This is a genomic window from Streptomyces marokkonensis, assembly GCF_039539045.1.
Taxonomy (GTDB): domain Bacteria; phylum Actinomycetota; class Actinomycetes; order Streptomycetales; family Streptomycetaceae; genus Streptomyces; species Streptomyces marokkonensis.
On record NZ_BAABCQ010000034.1, the window covers coordinates 32733 to 53523 of the forward strand.

19 protein-coding genes and 1 pseudogene are annotated in these 20791 nt (G+C 68.9%); 16 read left to right on the forward strand and 4 right to left on the reverse strand.

Annotated elements, in window-relative coordinates; genetic code table 11:
- The first annotated feature begins 15 nt into the window (after positions 1-15).
- The 3 genes from ABEA26_RS11525 (at position 16) to ABEA26_RS11535 (ending at position 2577) form a co-directional block, all read left to right on the forward strand.
- Positions 16-1119 (forward strand): Gfo/Idh/MocA family oxidoreductase, encoded by a 1104-nt coding sequence (locus ABEA26_RS11525; RefSeq protein ID WP_345591642.1) that lies wholly within the window; start codon positions 16-18, stop codon positions 1117-1119.
- On the forward strand, positions 1116-1598 hold the full coding sequence (locus tag ABEA26_RS11530) for a heme-degrading domain-containing protein (protein WP_345591644.1): 483 nt from the start codon (positions 1116-1118) through the stop codon (positions 1596-1598). Before ABEA26_RS11525 ends, ABEA26_RS11530 begins: the two co-directional genes overlap by 4 nt.
- 106 nt (positions 1599-1704) lie before the next feature.
- Positions 1705-2577, forward strand: coding sequence for an LLM class F420-dependent oxidoreductase (locus ABEA26_RS11535; protein ID WP_345591647.1), 873 nt, complete (start codon positions 1705-1707; stop codon positions 2575-2577).
- 96 nt (positions 2578-2673) lie between these two features.
- On the opposite strand, the gene ABEA26_RS11540 is transcribed toward ABEA26_RS11535, so the two are convergent.
- Positions 2674-3531, reverse strand: a complete 858-nt coding sequence (locus ABEA26_RS11540; protein ID WP_345591649.1) for a fumarylacetoacetate hydrolase family protein — start codon at positions 3529-3531, stop codon at positions 2674-2676.
- A 390-nt stretch (positions 3532-3921) separates the two neighbouring features.
- Here ABEA26_RS11540 and ABEA26_RS11545 point away from each other — a divergent pair, with 390 nt between their 5' ends.
- Together ABEA26_RS11545 and ABEA26_RS11550 are read left to right on the forward strand one after the other, a co-directional pair.
- The gene (locus ABEA26_RS11545) at positions 3922-4968 is read left to right on the forward strand and encodes an SEC-C domain-containing protein (protein ID WP_345591652.1); all 1047 of its coding nucleotides are present in this window, start codon (positions 3922-3924) and stop codon (positions 4966-4968) included.
- A 100-nt stretch (positions 4969-5068) separates the two neighbouring features.
- Positions 5069-5524 (forward strand): SRPBCC family protein, encoded by a 456-nt coding sequence (locus tag ABEA26_RS11550; RefSeq protein ID WP_345591654.1) that lies wholly within the window; start codon positions 5069-5071, stop codon positions 5522-5524.
- Positions 5525-5871: 347 nt separating this feature from the next.
- Here the strand turns inward: ABEA26_RS11550 and ABEA26_RS11555 are convergent, their stop codons facing one another.
- The 3 genes from ABEA26_RS11555 to ABEA26_RS11565 all read right to left on the reverse strand — a co-directional run bounded on the left by ABEA26_RS11555 (position 5872) and on the right by ABEA26_RS11565 (position 8015).
- Positions 5872-6903 carry a hypothetical protein gene (locus ABEA26_RS11555; RefSeq protein ID WP_345591657.1) on the reverse strand — a complete coding sequence of 344 codons (1032 nt, stop codon included), beginning with the start codon at positions 6901-6903 and terminating at the stop codon, positions 5872-5874.
- A gap of 387 nt (positions 6904-7290) precedes the next feature.
- On the reverse strand, positions 7291-7677 hold the full coding sequence (locus ABEA26_RS11560) for a hypothetical protein (protein ID WP_345591658.1): 387 nt from the start codon (positions 7675-7677) through the stop codon (positions 7291-7293).
- 20 nt (positions 7678-7697) lie between these two features.
- Positions 7698-8015 carry a DUF1963 domain-containing protein gene (locus ABEA26_RS11565; RefSeq protein ID WP_345591660.1) on the reverse strand — a complete coding sequence of 106 codons (318 nt, stop codon included), beginning with the start codon at positions 8013-8015 and terminating at the stop codon, positions 7698-7700.
- A gap of 637 nt (positions 8016-8652) precedes the next feature.
- Here ABEA26_RS11565 and ABEA26_RS11570 point away from each other — a divergent pair.
- The 11 genes and pseudogenes from ABEA26_RS11570 to ABEA26_RS11620 all read left to right on the forward strand — a co-directional run.
- The gene (locus ABEA26_RS11570) at positions 8653-9219 is read left to right on the forward strand and encodes a DM13 domain-containing protein (RefSeq protein ID WP_345591662.1); all 567 of its coding nucleotides are present in this window, start codon (positions 8653-8655) and stop codon (positions 9217-9219) included.
- A gap of 4 nt (positions 9220-9223) precedes the next feature.
- Positions 9224-9970, forward strand: a complete 747-nt coding sequence (locus ABEA26_RS11575; RefSeq protein ID WP_345591663.1) for a response regulator transcription factor — start codon at positions 9224-9226, stop codon at positions 9968-9970.
- Positions 9967-11193 (forward strand): sensor histidine kinase, encoded by a 1227-nt coding sequence (locus ABEA26_RS11580; RefSeq protein WP_345591665.1) that lies wholly within the window; start codon positions 9967-9969, stop codon positions 11191-11193. Before ABEA26_RS11575 ends, ABEA26_RS11580 begins: the two co-directional genes overlap by 4 nt.
- A gap of 230 nt (positions 11194-11423) precedes the next feature.
- Positions 11424-12200 carry a class I SAM-dependent methyltransferase gene (locus tag ABEA26_RS11585; RefSeq protein WP_345591667.1) on the forward strand — a complete coding sequence of 259 codons (777 nt, stop codon included), beginning with the start codon at positions 11424-11426 and terminating at the stop codon, positions 12198-12200.
- Positions 12197-14929 carry an SUMF1/EgtB/PvdO family nonheme iron enzyme gene (locus ABEA26_RS11590; RefSeq protein ID WP_345591668.1) on the forward strand — a complete coding sequence of 911 codons (2733 nt, stop codon included), beginning with the start codon at positions 12197-12199 and terminating at the stop codon, positions 14927-14929. The genes ABEA26_RS11585 and ABEA26_RS11590 overlap by 4 nt, the downstream gene beginning before the upstream one ends.
- Positions 14926-15222 (forward strand): hypothetical protein, encoded by a 297-nt coding sequence (locus tag ABEA26_RS11595; protein WP_345591670.1) that lies wholly within the window; start codon positions 14926-14928, stop codon positions 15220-15222. The genes ABEA26_RS11590 and ABEA26_RS11595 overlap by 4 nt, the downstream gene beginning before the upstream one ends.
- The gene (locus ABEA26_RS11600) at positions 15219-16514 is read left to right on the forward strand and encodes a hypothetical protein (protein ID WP_345591672.1); all 1296 of its coding nucleotides are present in this window, start codon (positions 15219-15221) and stop codon (positions 16512-16514) included. Before ABEA26_RS11595 ends, ABEA26_RS11600 begins: the two co-directional genes overlap by 4 nt.
- A 284-nt stretch (positions 16515-16798) precedes the next feature.
- Positions 16799-17254: a very short patch repair endonuclease gene (locus ABEA26_RS11605; protein WP_345591674.1), complete on the forward strand. Its 456-nt coding sequence runs from the start codon at positions 16799-16801 to the stop codon at positions 17252-17254.
- Between the two features lie 99 nt (positions 17255-17353).
- Positions 17354-18886 carry an ATP-binding protein gene (locus ABEA26_RS11610; RefSeq protein WP_345591675.1) on the forward strand — a complete coding sequence of 511 codons (1533 nt, stop codon included), beginning with the start codon at positions 17354-17356 and terminating at the stop codon, positions 18884-18886.
- Positions 18879-19847, forward strand: coding sequence for a PD-(D/E)XK motif protein (locus ABEA26_RS11615; protein WP_345591676.1), 969 nt, complete (start codon positions 18879-18881; stop codon positions 19845-19847). Before ABEA26_RS11610 ends, ABEA26_RS11615 begins: the two co-directional genes overlap by 8 nt.
- 20 nt (positions 19848-19867) lie before the next feature.
- A pseudogene (locus ABEA26_RS11620) lies at positions 19868-20791 on the forward strand (Z1 domain-containing protein); the annotation flags it as partial.

Sequence of the window (20791 nt, forward strand, 5' to 3'; positions counted from 1 at the left end):
TGCCAAAGTAGGACCATGACTGCTACTCCTCCCGGCAACGCCCCTGGTAACGCCCCGGGCGGCCCGCTGCGCGTCGGCCTCGTCGGCTACGGCCTCGCGGGCTCCGTCTTCCACGCTCCGCTGATCGCCGCCACCGAGGGCCTGACCCTGGACACGGTGGTCACCTCGAACCCGGAGCGGCAGCAGCAGGCTCGCGCCGAGTTCCCGGACGTGCGGACCGTCACCGGCCCGGACGAGCTCTTCGACCGGGCCGCCGAGCTGGACCTGATCGTCATCGCGTCCCCGAACAAGACGCACGTACCGCTCGCGACGAGGGCCCTGCGGGCCGGTCTGCCGGTCGTGGTGGACAAGCCGGTCGCGGGCACGGCGGCCGAGGCGCGGGAGCTGGCGGCACTGGCGGAGGAGCGCGGCCTGCTGCTCTCCGTCTTCCAGAACCGCCGCTGGGACAACGACTTCCTCACTCTCCGCAAGCTGCTCGCCGAGGACGCTCTGGGCGACGTATGGCGCTTCGAGTCGCGCTTCGAGCGCTGGCGGCCGAAGCCGAAGGGCGGCTGGCGCGAGTCCGGCGACCCGGCAGAGATCGGAGGTCTCCTCTACGATCTCGGGAGCCACGTCGTCGACCAGGCGCTCGTCCTCTTCGGCCCGGCCACGCAGGTGTACGCCGAGTCGGTCGTCCGGCGCGCGGGCGCGGAGGCGGACGACGACACGTTCGTCGCGATCACGCACGCGAACGGCGTCCGCTCCCACCTCTACGTCTCCTCCACCGCCGCCCAGCTCGGCCCCCGCTTCCGGGTGCTCGGCTCGAAGGCCGGGTACGTCAAGCACGGTCTGGACCCGCAGGAGGCGGCACTGCGCGAGGGCAAGCGGCCGGGCCCCGGCTGGGGCGAGGAGGACGAGTCGCTGTGGGGCCGCGTGGGCTCCGGCCAGTCCCCGCCGACCGGCGGCGGACACGTGGCGGCGACCGTGGCGGGCGACTATCCCGCCTACTACGCGGCGGTGGCCAAGGCCCTGCTGGAGTCCGGCCCGAACCCGGTCGGCGCCCGGGAGGCGGCCGACGCCCTGGACGTGCTGGAGGCGGCCCGCCGGTCCGCCCGCGACGGAATGGTGGTCACCCTGTGAGTCCCTCTCCCGACACGGCCGCCCCGACCGTGGAGGAACTGGAGGCGCAGGAGCGCCGCTTGGTCTTCCGCCGGTTCACGAACGACGACGCGTGGGCGCTCGGCTCCCTCCTGGTCGAGCTGGCCCGGGAGCGCGGGGCGCCGGTCGCCATCGGCATCCACCGCGCGGGCCGGCAGCTCTTCCACGCGGCCCTGCCCGGCTCGACTCCCGACAACGACGCCTGGATCGCCCGCAAGCGCCGGGTGGTGGAGCGGTACGGCTCCGCGTCGTACCTGGTGGGCTCGCGTTTCCGGGCCAAGGGCACGACGTTCGAGGAGTCCTCGCGGCTCGACGCCGACACGTATGCGGCGCACGGCGGCTCGTTTCCGGTCACCGTCGCGGACGTCGGCGTGATCGGCTCGGTGACGGTGTCCGGGCTGCCGCAGGTGGAGGACCACCGGCTCGTGGTGGAGGCCCTGGAGCGGTTCCTGGGCGAATAGCCCGACTGGCCCCGGGCCGCGTGATCGGGGAATCACTCGTGGGTACCTGTGGTTGGCAGGCAGGTACGCGGCATGATCACGACGCCCACCGGAGGGATCGCAACCGATGAACGACGCGACGGCTTCTCTGAAGGAATCGGTCGGACGGTACGGCGTCTGGAGCGCGCAGTTGCGCTCCGGGGACCCGGACCAGGCCGGCGAACGGGCCGAGGCCGTCGCCGAGTTGGAGCGGCTCGGCTTCGGCGCCGTGTGGCTGGGCGGCAACACGTCCGCCCAGCACGCCGCCCCGCTGATCGAGGCGACCTCGCGCATCGTGGTCGGCACCAGCATCCAGAGCATCTGGGAGCACGAGGCCGCCGCCACCGCCGCGGCCTTCGCCGAGCTGGAGGTGGCCCACCCCGGCCGCTTCGTGCTCGGCCTCGGCGTGAGCCACGGTCCGATGGTGGGCGGGTACGAGCGCCCGTACTCGACGATGGTCGGCTACCTCGACGACCTCGACAGGGCGGGGATGCGGGCCGACCGCCGGGTTCTGGCCGCGCTCGGCCCGAAGATGCTGGAGCTGTCCCGGGACCGGGCGGCGGGCGCGATCCCGTACCTGGTCACCCCGGAGCACACAGCGCAGGCCCGCGAGCGGCTCGGCGAGGGCCCGCTGCTGGCCCCGGAGTTCAAGGTCGTCCTCGACTCCGACCCGGCCCGGGCCCGCGCGACGGCCCGCGCCTACCTCTCCGCGTATCTGAAGCTCCCGAACTACACCAAGAACTTCCTCAATCTCGGCTTCACCGACGCCGACGTCGCCGACGGCGGCAGCGACCGCCTGATCGACGCGGTCTTCGCCTGGGGCGACGAGGACACGATCCGCACCCGCGTCGACGCCTTCCACGACGCGGGCGCGGACCACGTGGCTGTCCAACTGGTGGAGGACGACTTGGCGCGCCTCCCCAGGGAGGGCTGGCACCGCCTCGCTTCGCTCCTGACCTGAGGAAAGCGCCCCGAAAGGGGCGCGGGGAACTGCGCGACCAGCCACAAACAACCCGCGGCTGAAAACGCACCGCAGTCCCCCGCCCCAGCGGAGCGCCTACGCGTCCTTGAGTTCCTGCCGCTGCCGCCCGAGCCCCTCGATCTCCAGCTCGACGACATCCCCCGCCCGCAGATACGGCTTGGGCTCGGGCTGCCCCATGGCCACCCCCGCCGGTGTCCCGGTGTTGATGACGTCACCGGGACGCAGCACCATGAACCGACTGACGTACCGCACGACCTCCCCCACCGGGAAGATCTGTTCCGCGGTCGTCCCGTCCTGCTTCAGCTCGCCGTTCACCCACAGCCGCAGCGACAGCCGCTGCGGGTCGGGTACCTCGTCGGCGGTCACCAGCCACGGCCCGAGCGGGTTGAACGTCTCGCAGTTCTTGCCCTTGTCCCAGGTCCCGCCCCGCTCGATCTGGAACTCCCGCTCGGACACGTCGTGCGCGACCGCGTACCCGGCGACGCACGCGAGGCCTTCCTCGGCGGACTCCAGATAGCGGGCCGTACGCCCGATCACGACCGCCAGCTCCACCTCCCAGTCGGTCTTGGCGGAGCCGCGCGGTACGAGGACCGTGTCGTCCGGCCCGACGACCGTGTCCGGCGCCTTGAAGAAGACGACGGGCTCGGCGGGCGGCTCGGCCCCGGTCTCGCGGGCGTGGTCGTAATAGTTCAGCCCGATGCACACGATCTTGCCGATGCGCCCCACCGGCGGTCCGACGCGCAGCCCGGTGCCGTCCAGGGCGGGCAGCTCACCGGCCCCGGCGGCGGCCCGTATCCGGCCGAGCGCGGCCTCGTCGGCGAGCAGCGCTCCGTCGATGTCCGACACCAGGGCCGACAGGTCTCGCAGGGTCCCGTCGGCGTCGAGCAGCGCGGGACGCTCCGACCCCGCCGTACCGACTCGCAACAGCTTCATGATCCCCAACTCCTCGGTCTCGGGCAGCCCGCCCGATGAGGTGCGACCTGGATGCGGCAGTGCGCAGCCATCGGAGGACTGGTCGATCGTCCAAGGTCGGGTTCCACTCCGCAAGACCCCGTTCACGTACTGGACCGTAGCCGGGCGTGTACTGGACCGTAGCCAGGCATGTCCGCCTGGGCTCGGCCCCGCCACACGCCTACCGCGTCCGCCACCCTGCTCCCACCTGCCATCGGTGTCCGCGTGCCCGCGGGCGAACCGGAAGGTTCCCTTCGTCACCGTCGACCCTTGAGTGGTCCCGGCTCCGGCTGACGGACGGCGACGGAAGGGCAAGGCCTCTGGCCTGCGGGTACCTGACCTTCGCCACCTGTCGGCAGTACGGTGTCACCCATGCGCCCCGACACGCCTGCCGAAAACGTCGACCACGCCGCCGAGGCGGCCCGCCTGGAGCGAACCGCCGGTCTCTATCCGGAGGACGCCGAGGCCCTGCTGCTGCGCGCCGCCGCTCATCTGGAACTGTCCGGCGACCGCCCCGCCGCGACCAAGTTCTACGACCGTCTGCTGTCGCCTTCCGACACCGGCCCCTCCGGTCTGGAGAACCCGTCCCTGGTCCGTGCTCTCAAGGCCTCGAACCTGTGGGAGTACGACCACGAGGCGGAGGCCAGGGCGATCATCGACGGTGTCCGTGCGGCGTCTCCGCGCGACCCGGCCCCCTGGGTGATCGTGGCGGAGGCCCTGGAGGCCCACGACGAGCTGGAGGCGGCGCACGAGGCGTTCACGGAGGGCGCCCGCCTGCTCCTGACGGACGTGGCGGAACCCCCGTACTCGACGCACCCCCTTCTCTACGGCCGTCACCGCGTCCGCAGGATGCTGGGTCTGCCGCACGACGACTGGGACGCCCTGGCCGACACCCTGCACTCCATGCCCATCACGCTGGACGAGCTGCACGACCCGAAGCGTGTCTGGTCCCTGGGCTCGGACGATCCGGCGGACCTGGAGGCGGAGATCTCCCGCCTGCGCGCCGAACTGGGCGCCTACCGCGAGGCTCTCTCCCGCCCCTTCCCGGTGGCCATGCTCCACTGGCCGGCCGGCGAGCTGACGGAACTCCTCGAGGCGTACCCGCCCCTCGTCGCCGAGTACCCCTCGTACGAGGAGCACCTGGCGTCGATAGAGGCGGCCCTGCGGGAACTGGCCTCGTCCGGCACCCCGAATCTGGGCGTGGTCCGGGGCACGGTCCCGTCGTACGAGGCGTTCGCGGCTTCGGAGAGCGCGTCCCCGGCCGATCCCGCCCTTCTCCCCCAGTACGCGACGACGCTCGCGGCGCGGGGTCGCGCGGTGGCGTGGCCGCCCCAGCGGGGGGCGGCCTGCTGGTGCGGCTCGGACCAGCCGTACGCGCGGTGCCACGGCCCGGAGGGAAGCGCCACGACGGACCGATGAGTTTCCGCCCCGGCGGCCGTCTACAGGTGCGACAGCCTTACGAACCACGAGGAACGCAGGGCATCGAGCCAAGTCGACCGACCCGAGGAGACAGGACGACATGAGCACCGAGCAGACCACCGCGGCGGAGAACGGCTTCTCCTACACCCTGACCCGCACCCTGGACGCCTCCGCGGCCCGCATCTGGCAGGCCTGGACCACCCCCGACCAGTACGCCCAGTGGGCCCACGCCGCCCCCGGCACCGTGGAGCTGGACGTACGGCCGGGCGGCTCCTGGAAGTCCACGATGCTCACCCCCGACGGCACCGAGGTCCCCCTGACCGGCACCTACCAGCAGGTCACCGAGAACCGCCACCTGACCATCGGCATGGACGTCCCCGGCCGCCCCGACCCCGCGACGATGACCATGGAACTCACCGAGGAGGGCCCCCGCAACACCGTGATCACCCTCCGCCAGACCTGCGACACGGCGGAGGAACGCGACATGGCGGAACAGGGCAGCGGCATGCTCCTGGACGGCCTGACGGCCTTCCTGTCCGACGGAGCGAAGGCCTGATCCCTCACGGCGGCGGCCCGGCCCCCCGGTCACGAAAAGCGTGAACTTTCCCGCCAGAAAGTTCACGCACCGCTCAGATGAGCGCAATGGCGGGGGAGTCCGCGAGCGGATCACCCATCATCCCCTCCCACCGACCCCATCGGCGGCGAGGAGGACCTCCGCACGGCCGGCGGCGCCCGACGACGACCTCGGCGACAACCAGGACATGCCGCTGGGCAACCTCTGTGTCCGGCTCGACAACTTCACCGGCACCAGGGGCGTACGTCCGGTCGTCCTCGAGGTGGGCTGGGTGCGGACGTACGCGCCCGGGTGGCACGGTCCGCGTGACGCACGGCACCGTCGCGTCGTCAGGGCTGCGGGTACAGATCCCTGACCTCTTCGACGAACAGCTGGAACAGCAGCTGCGACGCCTCGACCTTTCCCACGCCCAGGCTGAAGGGCCCCTTCTTCTCCTGCTTCACGCCGATGTACCCGCCGAGCCCTCCTTCGCCGCCGGCTGACGCCGGGAGCTCTCTGCCCTGATTCTCGAAATATCCGCGCATGTCGCCGACAACGCCGCTGTCCCCGTGCACGGCCGCGTGTTCCGGGCTGAACAGGTACGCGTGGGCGCCTTCCTTGAGCGTGAACTCAAGCGTCGTCTTTGGCTTCGAGCTCTTCATCTTGTGGTAAATGTCGGCCTGTTCCCAGTCACCGACATGATTCCTCATGGGCATGGTGCCGATGGTCGCGTCGTCCTTCCCCGTCTCGGCGTGGTAGTCCTTCGACACGGCCGGGTCCGGCGTCCCGTTCCCTTTCGTACGGCCTCGCTGCTCCCCCACCCACTTCTCCGTCGCTTCTCTCTTGCCACGCCAGGCGAGAATCGCGTCGGCTTCGTCCCTGTCCATGGTCCGGTAGAGCTTCAGCCGCCCGGTCTCCTCCGTTTTGGCTAGTTTCTCCAGGAGAGCGGGACCTGTTTTCACCAGGATCTCGTCGAGGCTTCTCGGGGCTCCGGCGGGCGGATTGTTTCCCTTCATCGAGTTGGGTCCCGCTCCGGCTTTCTGCGCTTTCTCTCGCCAGTGACTGGCGCCCAGGAGGGCCTGCATCTCCGGGTCGCGCGCGGGCGCCGCTGCCTCCCGCTCCTTCTTCTCCTTCGCTTCCAGGTCCCTCTTCTGCTTCTGCGTGAGCTTCTTCGCACGTTGCAGCACCAGGGCCGACGCCGCGTTGCCGGCACTGCGTTGCAGGGTCAGCATCTGCTGCGGGGCCATCGCCTCGTGGTCGAGACCGTCGGGGGACGGGACGCGCACGGCATGGGGTGCGAGCGGCGAGCGCTGCGTCGGGCGCTGAACCGGAACCTGACGTCCGCGGGGCTCAGGCTTCCTGCCGATGTCTTGTGCGGGCATGGAGCGGCCTCTTTCACCTTTCGCCTACGGTCACGATGGTCCTGCCTTACGGATAGCCGCCGCTCGGTGCGGCGGACAAGGGACGGCAGGGCAGCCCTCGCTGCCCTTTCGCGCCGCAGGCGCGCCCTCGGCCCACGACACGGCCCGGCGCGCCCAACCAGTCGAAACGGTCTCCACCATGGACACCGGCCGCCGATCAGCTCCCGCACACGGGGCGAAGGCCTGAGCCCTCGCGGCGGCCTCTGTCCCCCTGGTCACGAAAGCGTGAACTTTCCCGCCAGAAAGTTCACGCACCGCTCAGATGAGCACGACTGCGGGGGAGTCCGCGAGTCCTGCTGCTGCTCCAGCCGCCCCTCCATCGCTTCGATGAAGGTGCGTCGAACCTGGTCACGGCGCCTCGAAATTGGTCACGGCCAGCGCCTTGTGCCACCGGGCGGCGGCCAAGTCGTCGCGACGGATCACAAAACTCGTGTAGTACTCCTCGTAGATCTCGCCTTCACTGACCAGCGATATCCACTCGCTCGTCAGCCGGTGCTTTTCCTTCTCCAGACGGGAATACCATTCCGCGGTCGGGATGGCCGGGATCCCGCCTGCCTTCTCGCGTCCCGCGAGGGTCTGCTCCGCAATGCTGTTGATCACCGTGTCATCGGCATACCCGCCGATGACGAGGTAGGCGCCGGACGACCAGAGACCGTGGGCCAGAGCGCGAAGTTCGTCCAGGTGCGGCAGTTCACGCTCCATGTACCGGGCCAACTGCTGCTGGAAGGGCGACATGTCCTCCCAGTCGAGATCTTTTAGAACTCGTGCCAGTCCTCGTCCTCGCCCTCCTCGAGCCAAAGGGGCAGTTCGGCTCTGAGCTCGGCTCTGACGTCGACCCGCTCGCGGACACACGCGGAGTCGGGGGCCTCCGCGATCGCAGTCTCGGTGCCGCCCGGTACGTACACGACTCGCGCGTACCTCCCGGAACTGTCCTCATGGTCCATCTCCTGATCCACGAAGAAGAGCAGCGTCCCGTCCGCCGGCAGGTCGATGCCGTCGACCCTCGGCAACGCCCCGCAGTCGACGGAAAGGAGCAACGGCAACGGCGTGTCCCCGGCGGACGGCCACTTCATGCCCAACGGCAGCCGGGGCAACCCACCGATGTGCCCGACCGGAGAACCATCGCCGTACCCGGGCAATCCGATCACCAAACGAAGGTGTCGGCCGAACCTGCTGATCTCGTCGTCCGGGATGCCCGACTCAAGCGCCGCCCGACGAAACTCTCCCTGATAACCCATGCCCGAGAAGATAGGCCTCTTTCAACCCGACTGCGTCATAGAGGTGTTGGTGGCCATGGGCCGCACGTGGTGGACGCGAGTGGTCGGTCACCCTGGATCATGCCAGTGGTCCCCGCCTCCAGGAAGTCACCTCTCGTACTCCTGGTTCGGCGGGCCTGTCCGTTCGCTGTGGCGCGCTTGGTGATCGGCAGTCAAATGGCTCCGGTGACACCCGTCAGCGCCTCCAGTCCCTCCGTCATCGACGCGTAAGGCCTCGGCCGCCGGGATGAGGAGGCTACGAGCAACCGCATCGAGAGGACTGCCGCTTCGTGTGCCCCGGCGTCGACGTCGACGAGCCGTGGCGTGGTTACCGGAGTCTTACGAAGGGGCCGCGTCACTGCTTCGGCGGGGTGGCTGCGGCTTCGGTGGACGCATGATGGGGCCGCCCGGCCGTGGCCGGCCCGCTCGCTCGTTCCCCTTCCGGAGGTTCCTGGTGTCTCGTCCGTCGCGCCGTACCGTGGTGCCCGTCCTGCTCGTCCTGGCGGTCGTCGCCGGTGCCGGGCTCTTCTACTTCCAGCCCTGGAAGACGTTCACCGACACCACTGTGGACGAGGCCCTGCCCGGCGTCTCGGCTCCCGCGGCGAACGGCGGACCGTCGACGAAGGACACGGCCCGCACGAGCGACGCCGAGCCGCCGGTGGAGGACACACGGCCGAAAGAACTGTCCGGGGGCTCCTTCGTGAGCCACGATCACGACACCAGCGGCACCGCCCGTACGCTCCGGCTCGCGGACGGAAGCCAGGTGCTGCGGTTCGAGGACCTCAGTTCCTCGGAAGGGCCGGACGTACGGGTATACCTCTCGACGCGGGGCCCCGAAGCGGCGGAGGCGGGGCTCGGAGACGGGGCCGTCGCGCTCGGCAAGCTCAAGGGCAACCTGGGGAACCAGAACTACCCGGTCCCGGCCGGTACCGACCTGTCCCGCTTCCGGAGTGCCGTCATCTGGTGCGAACGGTTCTCGGTCTCCTTCGGCGCCGCCGGCCTCGCTCCGGTCAAGGGGTGATCCCTTGAGCACCCACCCGGCCCCGGCCCGCCGAGTCCTCGTCGTCGAGGACGATCCCACCGTCGCCGAGGTCGTCACCGGCTACCTGGCCCGCGCGGGCTACGAAGTCGAGCACGCCGCCGACGGCCTCGCGGCCCTGGAGGCGGTCGCGGTCCTGCGCCCGCAGCTGGTCGTCCTGGACCTGATGCTGCCCGGCCTGGACGGGCTGGAGGTGTGCCGCAGACTGCGTGCGGGCGGTGGCCCCCCGGTACCGGTGGTGATGCTGACAGCCCGCGGTGAGGAAGCGGACCGGATCCTGGGGCTGGAGCTGGGCGCGGACGACTACCTGACCAAGCCGTTCAGCCCCCGGGAACTCGTACTGCGCGTGACCTCCGTGCTCCGCCGCGCCGAGGCCCCGCCGCCCTCCGCCGCCTCGGCCGTCCTGCGGGCCGGTGACATCGCCGTCAGTCCGGGCGCACGACGTGCGCGACGCGGTGATCGAGAACTGCCCCTGACCGCCCGAGAGTTCGATCTACTGGCCTTCCTCCTGCGCAACCCCCGCCGCGTCTTCTCCCGTGCCGAGCTGCTGCGCCACGTATGGGGATGGGAGTTCGGCGACATGTCCACCGTGACCGTGCACGTCCGAAGGCTGCGCGAGAAGGTCGAGGACGATCCTGCCGTTCCGAAGCTCATCACCACCGTGTGGAGTGCCGGATACCGTTTCGACCCGCTCGACGAGAGCGAGACCGGCCGAGAGGATTTCCGCACGTGATCGACATGCTGATCATCGTTGCCCTGGCAGCTCTGGGCGCCCTGTTCGCCGGGCTGCTCGGCGCCCCCGCCGTCACGTTGCTCCGCGGTCGCTCCGTCGTCCTGTCGATGTTCGCGGTCGCCGCGCTCGCCGTGGTGGCGATGGCGGCGGGCACGGTCGCCGTGGCGCTGGAGATGTTCCTGTCGGGACACGACTTCAGGGTGGTCCTCATCGTGGTCGCGGTCGCGGGGGCGTTCTCCCTCGGAGCCGCGCTGCTGTTCGGACGCCGGATCGCCGCGGGCAGCCGGGACCTGGCGCGCGCCGCGACCACCGTCGGCGGCGAACCCGGTTTCACGGCTCCGGCGGACCCGCCCACCAGTGAACTCGCCGCGCTCGCCGCGGCGCTGGAGACGGCCGGATCCCGTCTGCGGGCCGCACAGGACCGCGAGAGGTCGCTGGACACCTCGCGAAGGGAGCTGATCGCCTGGATCTCTCACGATCTGCGCACCCCGCTCGCGGGACTGCGAGCGATGGCGGAGGCGCTGGAGGACGGCGTCGTCTCCGATCCCGGCCGCTTCCACACCCGCATCCGCGTCGAGGTCGACCGGCTCTCCGGCATGGTCGACGACCTCTTCGAGCTCTCCCGCATCCAGGCCCGCTCCCTGGAGCTGGCCCTGACCCGGGTCTCGATCTACGACCTGGTGGACGACGCCCTCGCCACGGCCCGGCCGCTGGCCGACGAGCGGGGCGTTCGTCTGGTGGACGGCGGAGTCGCCGCGTTCCCGGTCCGGGTAGATCCCCAGGCCATCACACGGGTACTCGGCAACCTCCTGGTCAACGCCATCCGGGCGACACCTGCCGACGGAACCGTCGCGGTGAGCACGCGCGTCGAGGACGACCAGGTGGTGCTCGGCGTGGAGGACGGGTGCGGCGGTATCGCGGAGCAGGACCTGCCACGTGTCTTCGACACGGGCTGGCGCGGCGGCCAGGCCCGCACACCTCCCAGCCTCACGGCCGCGGATTCGGGCCCGGCGGCGGATTCCGGCACGGCCGCCGAGCAGGCGGCCGGCCACGGCACGCATGCCTCCGCCGCCCCGGGGCAACGGCACGGAGACAGCGGAGCGGGCCTGGGACTCGCCATCGTCCGCGGCATCGTGGAGGCCCACACCGGCCACGCCACGGTCCGCAACACCGCGGTGGGATGCCGCTTCGAGATCCTCCTCCCGACCACCGGCCCCTCATAGCCCACCGGCCCCGACGAGGCGGTCTCCCACGATGCCCGCCCAGGTCGTTGGCGCAGGCTCACTGATGGATCACGGCCCGTCCGAGGCCACGGACGAGCGGGTTCGATGGCCGGCAGCCACCCGCGTACGTCGGCCATCAGCTGTCGAGTTACACACTGTTGCTGCATCGCCACTCCCGATAGCCTGCCTGGTGACTGTTGGCGGCATAGCTTGGGCTGGGCGGGGGGACCGTGGGACGGCGCGATGTGCGAGGGCATTACGACGGCCTCGCAGCCGAATACGACGAGCACTGGGTCTACGGACCGGAGTACGTTCCGTGGATGTCCGGCCGGATTTCCGAAGCGTTGCGCCTCGGCCCGGCCGACCGGATCGCCGACATCGGCTCAGGGACAGGCCTGTTCACCAGGGAGGTGGCCAGGCAACTGCGCCCGAGCCATCCGATTCTGTGCGTCGACCCCTCGGAAGCGATGCTCCGCGAGCTCGGCGCCCCTCCCCCAGCGGGGCTGACTCCGGTTGTGGCGTCTGCGGAAGACTTCGCCGAACGCCGCACCAGGCTGCCGTACGAAGAGCTGGACGCGATCTGGCTGAAGGAGTCGGTGCACCATGTGACCGACCAGGCCCGCACGCTGCGCGGCCTCGCCGACCGGCTGGCCCCGGGCGGTCGGCTGCTGATCGTCATGCTTCCGGCCACCATCCGGTACCCCTTGTTCAAAGCGGCCCTCGCCCGTTTCGAGGAACTGCAACCGGACCCAACCGTGATCCAAGGCCATCTGCGACAGGCTGGCCTGGAAACCCACATCGGCCATGTCGAGCATGAGCTCCGCATCGACCGGGACAGGTACCTCGGCATGGTCCGGGCCCGCTACATGTCTCTGCTCTCCACCTTCAGTGGCAGCGAGATCGAGGAAGGTGTCGAGGAGATGCGCGCCGCCCATCCTGAACCCGTACTGGTCTTCCCGGACCGATTCGCGTTCGTTCTCGGCCGCCGGCTTGAGGAGAGCGCGTGAGTACCGTCGTCGACGAGCGGCTGCGACGCCTGCGGAGGGAACTGGACGACCACACCCGGATCGCGGACCGTCTCGGACTCGACCTGGAGCGCCCGTTACGGTCGCTCGACGACGGCTACCCGGAGAACGCGGTCGCGCTGGTCGGAAAGCTGACCGAAAAGCTCCTCAAGGAGTTGTGGAGGCACCACGCCGTCGAGGGTGACCCGTCCACCAAGGCACTCAACGACCTGGTCAAGCGCTGTCGCCCGTACATCCGCAGCAGCACTGTGCTGGACGCGCTCGACGACATCCGGCGTCTACGTAACCGCTCCACGCACGACGGGTACGACATCAGCGACGAGGACGGGCTGCTCGCCGTGCGCAGGCTCGTCGACGTCCTCGTCTGGTTCACGGATACCGGGAGCGCGGCCCTGCTCGGCGGGGAACCGGACGTGGCTCCCGAGGTCGCACGGCGCTGCGAGTTCCTTGCGGGGCTTCATGTCACTCTCGGCTACCGGCAGGCCAAGCGCTTCGTGCTCAGCCCGGACACGGTGTACCTGTTGTTCTGCCGGGAATCAGGGATGCGGCTGGAGTACGTGGAACTGATGCTCTCCCGGGACGCAGACGACCTGGGAACCGTCCTCACCTCTCGCGGAGGTGAGTTGCTCCGCACTCGACTCCCCAAGCTCACTCGGTTCGTGGTCGTCGACAATGACGGCGGTGCGGCCCCCGGCGCACTTCACCAGTTACTGGGCACGGACTTCCGGATCGTGCGGTACGACGGGTTCGTCGACACCGTCGTCAATCTCGACACCCACCTCGCAGGACTCACCGGCGCCACGGCCCCCGAGAACGCTGGGGCCCCACCCGAGGCGCGTGCCGCCGTCGCCGCGACGGCCCTGAGCACCGATCCGCGCACCGGCGAATCGGCGGTGACGGAGTCCGGTGACGCGGCGGAACTCCTGGCACGTCTCGCAAGCGGTAGCGCCAATGTCCTGGTCACCGGCCGACCCGGCAGCGGGAAAAGCACTCTCTTGCGCGCCCTGGCCGCCGACCCGGAGGTCCGCCGCTTCCGCTTCTACTTCGACCTCGGCCTCAAGCCTAAGGACGAACCCTTCTCCGAGTACGCGGCCCGCATTCTGGCACCGGCCATGGCCTCGGACCGGTCCCGCGCATACGATCTCTTCCTCTACCTCATCCGCTCCGGGACCGCGCTGTGTGTCCTGGACGCCTTCGACGAGGGAGTCGTGGAGCCGAGCCCAACCGGGTTTCTGCGCCTGTTCACGGACCTCTCGGCAGTTCTCTCCGCCGAGTCCGCAGTCGTGATCAGCTCCCGGGTCTCCTTCCTCGCGGACTCGCCCCAGGTACGTCAGCTACTGGACAGCGGCGCCGGACGCTCCGAGCAGCTGGTGGAGCAGATGTACGCGAACGGCGTGGACCCGTCCCGCGTGCCGCACTTCCACGTCGTACGCCTGACCGAGCCGGAGGAAACCCCGCTCGAGCGACACCTCACCGCACGGCTCGGCCTTCTTCCGGGCCGGCCTCTCGCAGACATCCTCAGCGCCCACCTCACGCAGACGCTGACCGAGCGTGGGCGTCCCGAGCTGGAACAGCGCCTGCCCGCCACACTCGGTCGGGCGTTCCTCACCGACCGGACCCTGTTCTCTCTCCTCGACCTGCATCGCGATCTGGGCGCCGACGCCTTCGCTGACGGCCGCATCGACCCCGCTGCTTGTGTCCTCGCCCCGCTACTGCGCCCAGCGGGGCCCGATCACGTCGCCTTCGTGCACACCGCGTACCAGGAGCTCCTGGCTGCCCGGTATCTCGCCGACCCGGCTCATCGGGAGGCCGTGGCAGACCTCCCCGCCGGAGCCTTCCTGACGGAGCAGGTACGCGCGTTCCTCGCAGAACTGTCCGATGCCGGGAGCGACGGCGATGGTGACGGAACGGCGCGCGACGACTGCGTGCTGCCCGCCGGGGCGTATCTCGTCGGCCCAGCCGAGCGGCTGCTGATCCACCGCGTCAAGCACTCCGTACGCTTCGATCGCCGAGCTGTAACCGTCGCCCGTTACAGGCGCTTCCTTGACTCGCTCGACACGGACGGCACCTCGCGGTGGGACCACCCGGACCAGCCGCCCCACGTCTCCCACCGCCCCTGGACCGACCGGTTGCGGCACCCCGACTACTACGAGAACCCGCGCTACAACGACCATCCGGCGGTCTGCGTCAACTGGTGGAGCGCCTACGCATTCGCCGCGTTCGAGGGCAAGCGGCTGCCGACCTCGCTCGAATGGGAAGCAGCCGCACGCGGCACCGACGGACGGCTCTTCCCCTGGGGTGATGCCCCGGACAGCAGTCGTGTCAACTGCGCCGACGCCTGGGTCGGCCGCCCCGTCGTGACCTATCAGGCGTGGTACCGCGACTTCGCGGGTGACGCCGTGCGCCGGGCCGGCGCCACTCCCGCTGACGAGCGCCCCGGGAACCGCTCTCCGTTCGGAGTCCTGGACATGGTGGGCAACTGCTGGGAGTGGACCTCCACGTCGGTGGACGACGCCGCCGAGGCCGTCATCTGCGGTGGAAGCTACGACAACCCGATGCGCGCGGTACAGACCAGCACCAAGGGCATCTACCGCAAGCGTGGGGGAAGCAACGCGGTCGGCTTCCGCTGTGTCAAGGACGTGGACACGGCGGACGGCCCCGCCACGGCCGGGAGCGTCGGCGCGACCGAAGTGAGGGAGGCGACGGCATGAGTGGTGGCGGCGAGGGCGGACGTTTCGCCGGCAGTGGCGAGCCACGGCACGGGACCATCGTCACCCGGCGGCCCAGCGGCGGCGGAGCGAGTGGCGCGCTCGGCTCCTACATCGTTCGGGACGACGAGGACGAGCGGTACTACAACTTCGACTACCGGCAGATCGTGACCGAGGGCTTTCGCACCATCCGTACCGGTGAGCACGTCCGGTTCCACATCAGTGCCACGAGTCCCGACCAGGCGGAGTTCGTCATCCGTCTCGACCAGCCCGACCCTGCCGAGTACTACCGGTGACGACAGCCGACGCCGCACCACCTCTCGACGGCATCACCGGTGCTCGGCAGGAGCTGACCGTCGTCCTGCCCGCCCGGTTGCACCGTGCACCCAACTGGGCCGAGGGCCCGTTTCCGTTCGAACTCGGCAGCCGCCGTACGGACACGCAGACGCGGTCCACCTACTTCGCCCCGGCCTCCGCCCGAGCTCTCTACGGCGCGCCGGGGCGGCCCCGCCGCTGGCATCTACCCCAGGACGTGAAGCACGAGGGCATGAGCCTGCTCGGTGTGGAGCTGCTCCGCGCAGGCACCGCTCGCGATCCGGAACACGCCTTGGCAGTCCTGCATTTCAGCGTGGAGCGACCGCTCCTGCCGGTGCTTCGGACCATCGCCGGCCGCGGTCATGCTCCCTCTGACGAACGCTTCACTGGACTCACCGGACCGTTCGACCCCGTCCTGCTCCTGAGCGGAATCGCCGATGTCCACGACCCCGCCGCGCCCTTCGCCATCGCCAGGCCGTACACGATCGCCTTCCTCACCCCGACGTCACACCACACTCCCGCGCTCCGCGACGGGCCCGAAGGGGACCTGCCGACCAGCGCCGGCCGCTGGCTGTGGCAACTGGCCTCCCGTTCGAACCCACAGGACTTCCCCCTGGCTCCAGAGACAACAGCGGAGCACCTCAGGGACACCGTACGTATCTCCGCCGACTGGAGCGCTTTGGTACTGCGGCAGGGTGCCGCCTTCCTCGGTCACCGGCCCGACATCGGCGAGAGCGACTTCTACGGCTTCGGTGCGCTGCACTCCCGCACCATCTACCTCGACGCCCTGCTGCTCGGTTCGCTCCAGCGCGACCATATCGACGAACTCACTGACGAGCTCTCGGAGGTTTTCGCCTCTCCCCAGCACCTGGCCCGTCGCGTCGCCGGTCTGGAGAGGAACATCGCGCTCTTCCGGAGCGGCTACTGGCGGCAACACCTCACGGCCCACGGCCCCGCGAACGAACTCCTGCTCGCCTTTCAGAACCAGCACCGGCTACCGGTCCGCTTCGCCGAGATCCTCACCGAGGCCGCCGACTACAGCCGGTTGGTCCAAACCCAGGAAAGCCAGCAGATCAGCGGCGCCCTGGGCGTCCTGACCATCCTCGGTCTCCCCCTTGGTACGGCCCTTGGCATCCTGCAGGTCCTCGACGACGACTCCCTGTCTCACCTGCTCATCGCCCTGACTCTGTCGGTGGCCGCGACGGCCGGGGTGCTGACCACTCGGTACGGGCGCCTGGTGTTGTCGTCGCTGCGGGGTGGAGAGGGACGATAATCGTGTCCGAACGCCCCTCACCGCTGAGAGGGCATCGCTCCAGTTCTACGGGATATGGCTCGCCGCGGCCCAAAAGACACACTCCTGCGTTCTGCCGCAGTGCGTAGCGATGCCGGCGGCACGAGGGCATGCGATGGCTCAACGGCGCCGCGGCCACAGCAAGGGCTGAGGGTCGGCGTGGGTCGTACAACACTGACCAGGGGTGTCACAGGAGGTGACGTCCGGCCATCCCTTCCCGGGCTCCCTCCGCGCTGAGCGTCTGTGCCGACCCTCCGGCCGGCACAATGGATGCCGTGTCCGGTGTTGTGCCCTCCTCCGCCGCCGTGTCCGCCCGCATGAGCCGACAGGGCTCCCGCGACACTGCTCCCGAGATCGCCGTACGTCGTCTGCTGCACGCCGCCGGCCTGCGGTACCGGGTCAACATGCCCGTGCCCGGGATGCCGCGTCGCACGATCGACATCGCCTTCACCAAGGCACGCGTCGCAATCTTCCTGGACGGCTGCTTCTGGCACGGCTGCCCCCAGCACGCAACGCACCCGAAGGCGAATGCCGCGTGGTGGCGGACCAAGTTGGACAAGAACATGGCGCGCGACCGTGAAACCTCAGAACACCTGCACAAGGAGGGGTGGACCGTCTTGCGGTTCTGGGAGCACGAGGCCCCCGACGCCATCGCTCTGGCCGTACAAGAGGCAAGGAGGGCCGTGAACGGTCCGGATGCCCGCCCGAGGGAGCACGCCTGAGCGCCGCTCATGCAGACGCGCGGGCTCATCGCCCAATGTCCGAGCCTGGCGCTACGGTCACCATTGATCGCATCAAACCGTTGACCCCGAGGCGAGTAGATGAAGACGGATTGGCAATTCGACGTCCCCACGGCCGGAAGCAAGTTCCTACCCCCCGATGCACGCTACATGGAAGCTCTCAGCAGTCAGGGGTACGCCTTCGAAGTGGCCATCGCCGACCTGGTCGACAACTCGATCGATGCCGGCGCCAAGGATGTCGTGATCCACTTTCTTCGGGACGGCGACCAACTGGTCAGCCTGCTGGTCGTGGACGACGGCAAGGGCATGACCGACGATGGCCTGGACGTCGCCATGACCGTCGGTGGTCGCCGCGACTACGCGGACGACGCGTTGGGGATGTTCGGTACCGGTCTGAAGTCGGCGTCCTTGAGTCATGCATCGGCGGTCACGGTCGTCAGCACGACCAAGCGGACCCGCGCGACGGGACGGCGTTGGTTGATGGAACGAGCTGTCTCGGGCTTCCAGTGCGACATCGTTGACCCGTCGTACGCTCAGGCCCTCCTCGACCGCTACGCGGGGCGGCCCATCACGTGGCAGGGCACCGTGGTTCGGTGGGACGGAGTAAAAGACTTTCCCAAGCACGGTGGCGGCGGCCAGACCGATCGCTATGTGCAGCGAACCATCAACAAACTGGGACTGCACCTGGGACTGCACCTGCACCGCTTCCTGTCACAGGACGACTTCAACATCACCATCGCGGTCGAAGACGTACGCACCAGCACTGTCTATCTGGCCTTCGGCGTGGAGCCTCTCGATCCGTTCGGATACCCGGTGAGTGGCGATCCCGAATACCCGCGGACATTCCTGGCTCCCGTCCCGTCCGTCGGAGACGTGCGGTTGGAGGCACACATCTGGACTCCCAGATCCACGGTCGACGAGTACAAGGCTGTCGGCTCGGTCATCGAACGACAGGGCTTCTACTTCTACCGGCACGATCGCCTGGTGCAGGCGGGCGGCTGGAACAACTTCCGGCAGCCCGAGCAGCGCCTGTCCCTCGCACGCGTGTCAGTCGATCTGCCGGACGTGGCGAATGACGTCTTCGGTCTGACCGTGAAGAAGTCGGAAGTCCAGGCCTCTTCCGAGTTCACCTCGGCGTTGGAGAAGGCCACCGACGCGGAGGGCCGCACGTTCCTCGACTACTTGGCGGCTGCGGACGCCGTCCACCGGGAGGCTCGCAGACGCACCAGCACCACGCGAAGGGCAGTGATTCCACCGGGGCGCGGCTTCGACCCGGGACTTCGCGAGGCGATCGCCGAAGAGCTGCCCCTCATACCTCACGAGGAGCCGATCGCGGTCCGCTGGCAGAAGCTCGACAACGGCCTCTTCTTCGACATCGACCGCGAGAACCGGACAATGGTCCTCAACCAACAGTACCGAACGGCGATCCTGGGTGGGCGTCGAGGGGGTCTCAACGACGTTCCGCTCCTCAAGGCCTTGATGTGGCTCGTGCTGCACCAGGTCTTCGAGAAGGAGTACAGCGGAAGTCGAGAGAAGGACAATCTCCAACTGTGGCAGTCGATCCTGGTCGCGGCAGCCAGAGCCGAGGCCCAGCGCGGCGGCGACGATGAATGACGGCCCCCACGTGCCCTGGTCCGAGGTCGAGTACTTCCTCGGCAGGAAGCAGGCAACGACCTTCCCTCTCTCAGCGCGCTCCACGCACCCACAGGTCTCGTACGTCGTCGGCCATGGAGGCCGGGACATAGCCCTCCACGTGGAGCTGGATCGTGGAGACCGCCCGCCCCGGTCGAACCTGCCGACGATCCGCATCGATCAGATAGCGGAGCGGGGAATGCGGCTGGCGCGCATCAGCACCACCGAGGTCGCTCTGATGCGCGACTTCCACGACCTGCTGACGGCGGTAGCGGATCGCATCGTGGCCCACGGGCGCACACTGGAACAGGCGTACGCGGAAACCATTCGGGGCTGGAGCTCACTGCTGAGCCGGCCCCACGGCCTGGACATGCAGAAACGTCTCGGCTTGATGGGTGAACTCGGTGCCATGTGCTCAGTCGCCGCAGCATATGACTGGAGTACCGCCGTGCGGTCCTGGACCGGGCCGAAGGGTGAAGAACACGATTTCGGTCTGCCCGAACTCGACCTCGAAGTGAAGACGACGGCGACGGAGACCCGCCGGCACACGATCCACGGGCTCGGTCAACTGGATGCCAAGCTCGGACGCCCTCTGTGGCTCATGTCGATACAGCTCACTCGGGGCGGCACGGCCGGACGTACGCTCTCGCAATGCGTCCGATCGGTACGCTCCGCAGTCGGCGAGCGCGCACCGGCCGTACTCGACCACCTCGACCGCAAACTGGCCTCGGCCGGCTGGACGGACGCCCAGGACGACGAGCAGTGGTCAGTCCGCTCCGCCCCGGCACTCCTCGACTCCTCCGCACTGCCGCGGCTGAACGCGTCGGAACTCACCAACTTCGTCCGGGAAAGAATATCCGGCGTCCAATACGTCATAGACGTCACAGGGCTGACGCCTACGCTCATTCCGCCGCCTTTCCTGAGTCACTTCCGACTTCCCTGAGATACCGAGGAACGCTGTCCATGAACAACGCAGAAATCCTACGACTCACGTTGCACCGGTCGGCACTCGGCGGTATGCAGGCCGGCCGACCGAAGAACTTGGAACGCGCCCTGCAATACCAGGCGGAGGATGAAGGCCCCGAGGCAGAGAATCTCGCTCGCGAGACGGACTTTCAGCGGACGCTCGACTTGTCGCACTCCACGGACCAGTTGGTGGACCTCTGGCGCAAGCAACTCACGCAGTGGGACTACGTGGAAGGTCCCGCCTGGTCCGATACGACACCCAGGTCCGTCGAGCGTCGAGTCGCCGTCTACGATCTGCTGGCCCTCCAGGACGACACCCGAGAACTTTTGACCACGCTGATTCCCGTCCCCCGGGCAGACGGAACGGTCGTAATCAGCGACGAGTTCACTCCGTGGTACACCCCTCAGTCGCAGCAGGGCCGGGCGTGGTACTGGCCCGCCTACCGACGAACGCTGAGCGAGGGCAAGGAATGGCCCGAAACCGCAGTCGCCGCTCTCGACCAAGCTTCGGACCGAGTCGTCGAAAGACTCGCGAACCCGATCGATGAAGCCGCCTACCAGGCCAAAGGTCTCGTCGTCGGATACGTACAGTCCGGTAAGACCGCGAACTTCACGGCGGTCATCGCCAAGGCGATCGACGCCGGTTATCGGCTGGTCATCGTCCTGGGCGGCACACTCAACCATCTGCGTGCGCAGACCCAACGACGCCTGGACATGGAACTCGTGGGTCGTGAGAACATCTTGCGCGGAGCGGCGGACTACGAATCCGACTATGCGGACGACCCCGCCTGGCCGATGGGTAAGTTCCTGTCACACGAGGCACTCCCGTCCACTCGGGGAGCCTTTGACATCGTTCGCATGACGACGCGCGACAACGACTACAAGAGCCTTCTCCAGGGCATCGTGGCGCTCGAATTCGAA

Excerpts from the sequence above, each read along its gene's own strand:
- ABEA26_RS11545 (WP_345591652.1), top strand. The coding sequence starts at position 3,922 with ATGCGCCCCGACACGCCTGCCGAAAACGTCGACCACGCCGCCGAGGCG.
- ABEA26_RS11565 (WP_345591660.1), bottom strand. The coding sequence starts at position 8,015 with ATGAAGTGGCCGTCCGCCGGGGACACGCCGTTGCCGTTGCTCCTTTCC.
- ABEA26_RS11550 (WP_345591654.1), top strand. The coding sequence starts at position 5,069 with ATGAGCACCGAGCAGACCACCGCGGCGGAGAACGGCTTCTCCTACACC.
- ABEA26_RS11605 (WP_345591674.1), top strand. The coding sequence starts at position 16,799 with ATGGATGCCGTGTCCGGTGTTGTGCCCTCCTCCGCCGCCGTGTCCGCC.
- ABEA26_RS11555 (WP_345591657.1), bottom strand. The coding sequence starts at position 6,903 with ATGCCCGCACAAGACATCGGCAGGAAGCCTGAGCCCCGCGGACGTCAG.
- ABEA26_RS11595 (WP_345591670.1), top strand. The coding sequence starts at position 14,926 with ATGAGTGGTGGCGGCGAGGGCGGACGTTTCGCCGGCAGTGGCGAGCCA.
- ABEA26_RS11610 (WP_345591675.1), top strand. The coding sequence starts at position 17,354 with ATGAAGACGGATTGGCAATTCGACGTCCCCACGGCCGGAAGCAAGTTC.
- ABEA26_RS11525 (WP_345591642.1), top strand. The coding sequence starts at position 16 with ATGACTGCTACTCCTCCCGGCAACGCCCCTGGTAACGCCCCGGGCGGC.
- ABEA26_RS11615 (WP_345591676.1), top strand. The coding sequence starts at position 18,879 with ATGAATGACGGCCCCCACGTGCCCTGGTCCGAGGTCGAGTACTTCCTC.
- ABEA26_RS11535 (WP_345591647.1), top strand. The coding sequence starts at position 1,705 with ATGAACGACGCGACGGCTTCTCTGAAGGAATCGGTCGGACGGTACGGC.
- ABEA26_RS11560 (WP_345591658.1), bottom strand. The coding sequence starts at position 7,677 with ATGTCGCCCTTCCAGCAGCAGTTGGCCCGGTACATGGAGCGTGAACTG.
- ABEA26_RS11540 (WP_345591649.1), bottom strand. The coding sequence starts at position 3,531 with ATGAAGCTGTTGCGAGTCGGTACGGCGGGGTCGGAGCGTCCCGCGCTG.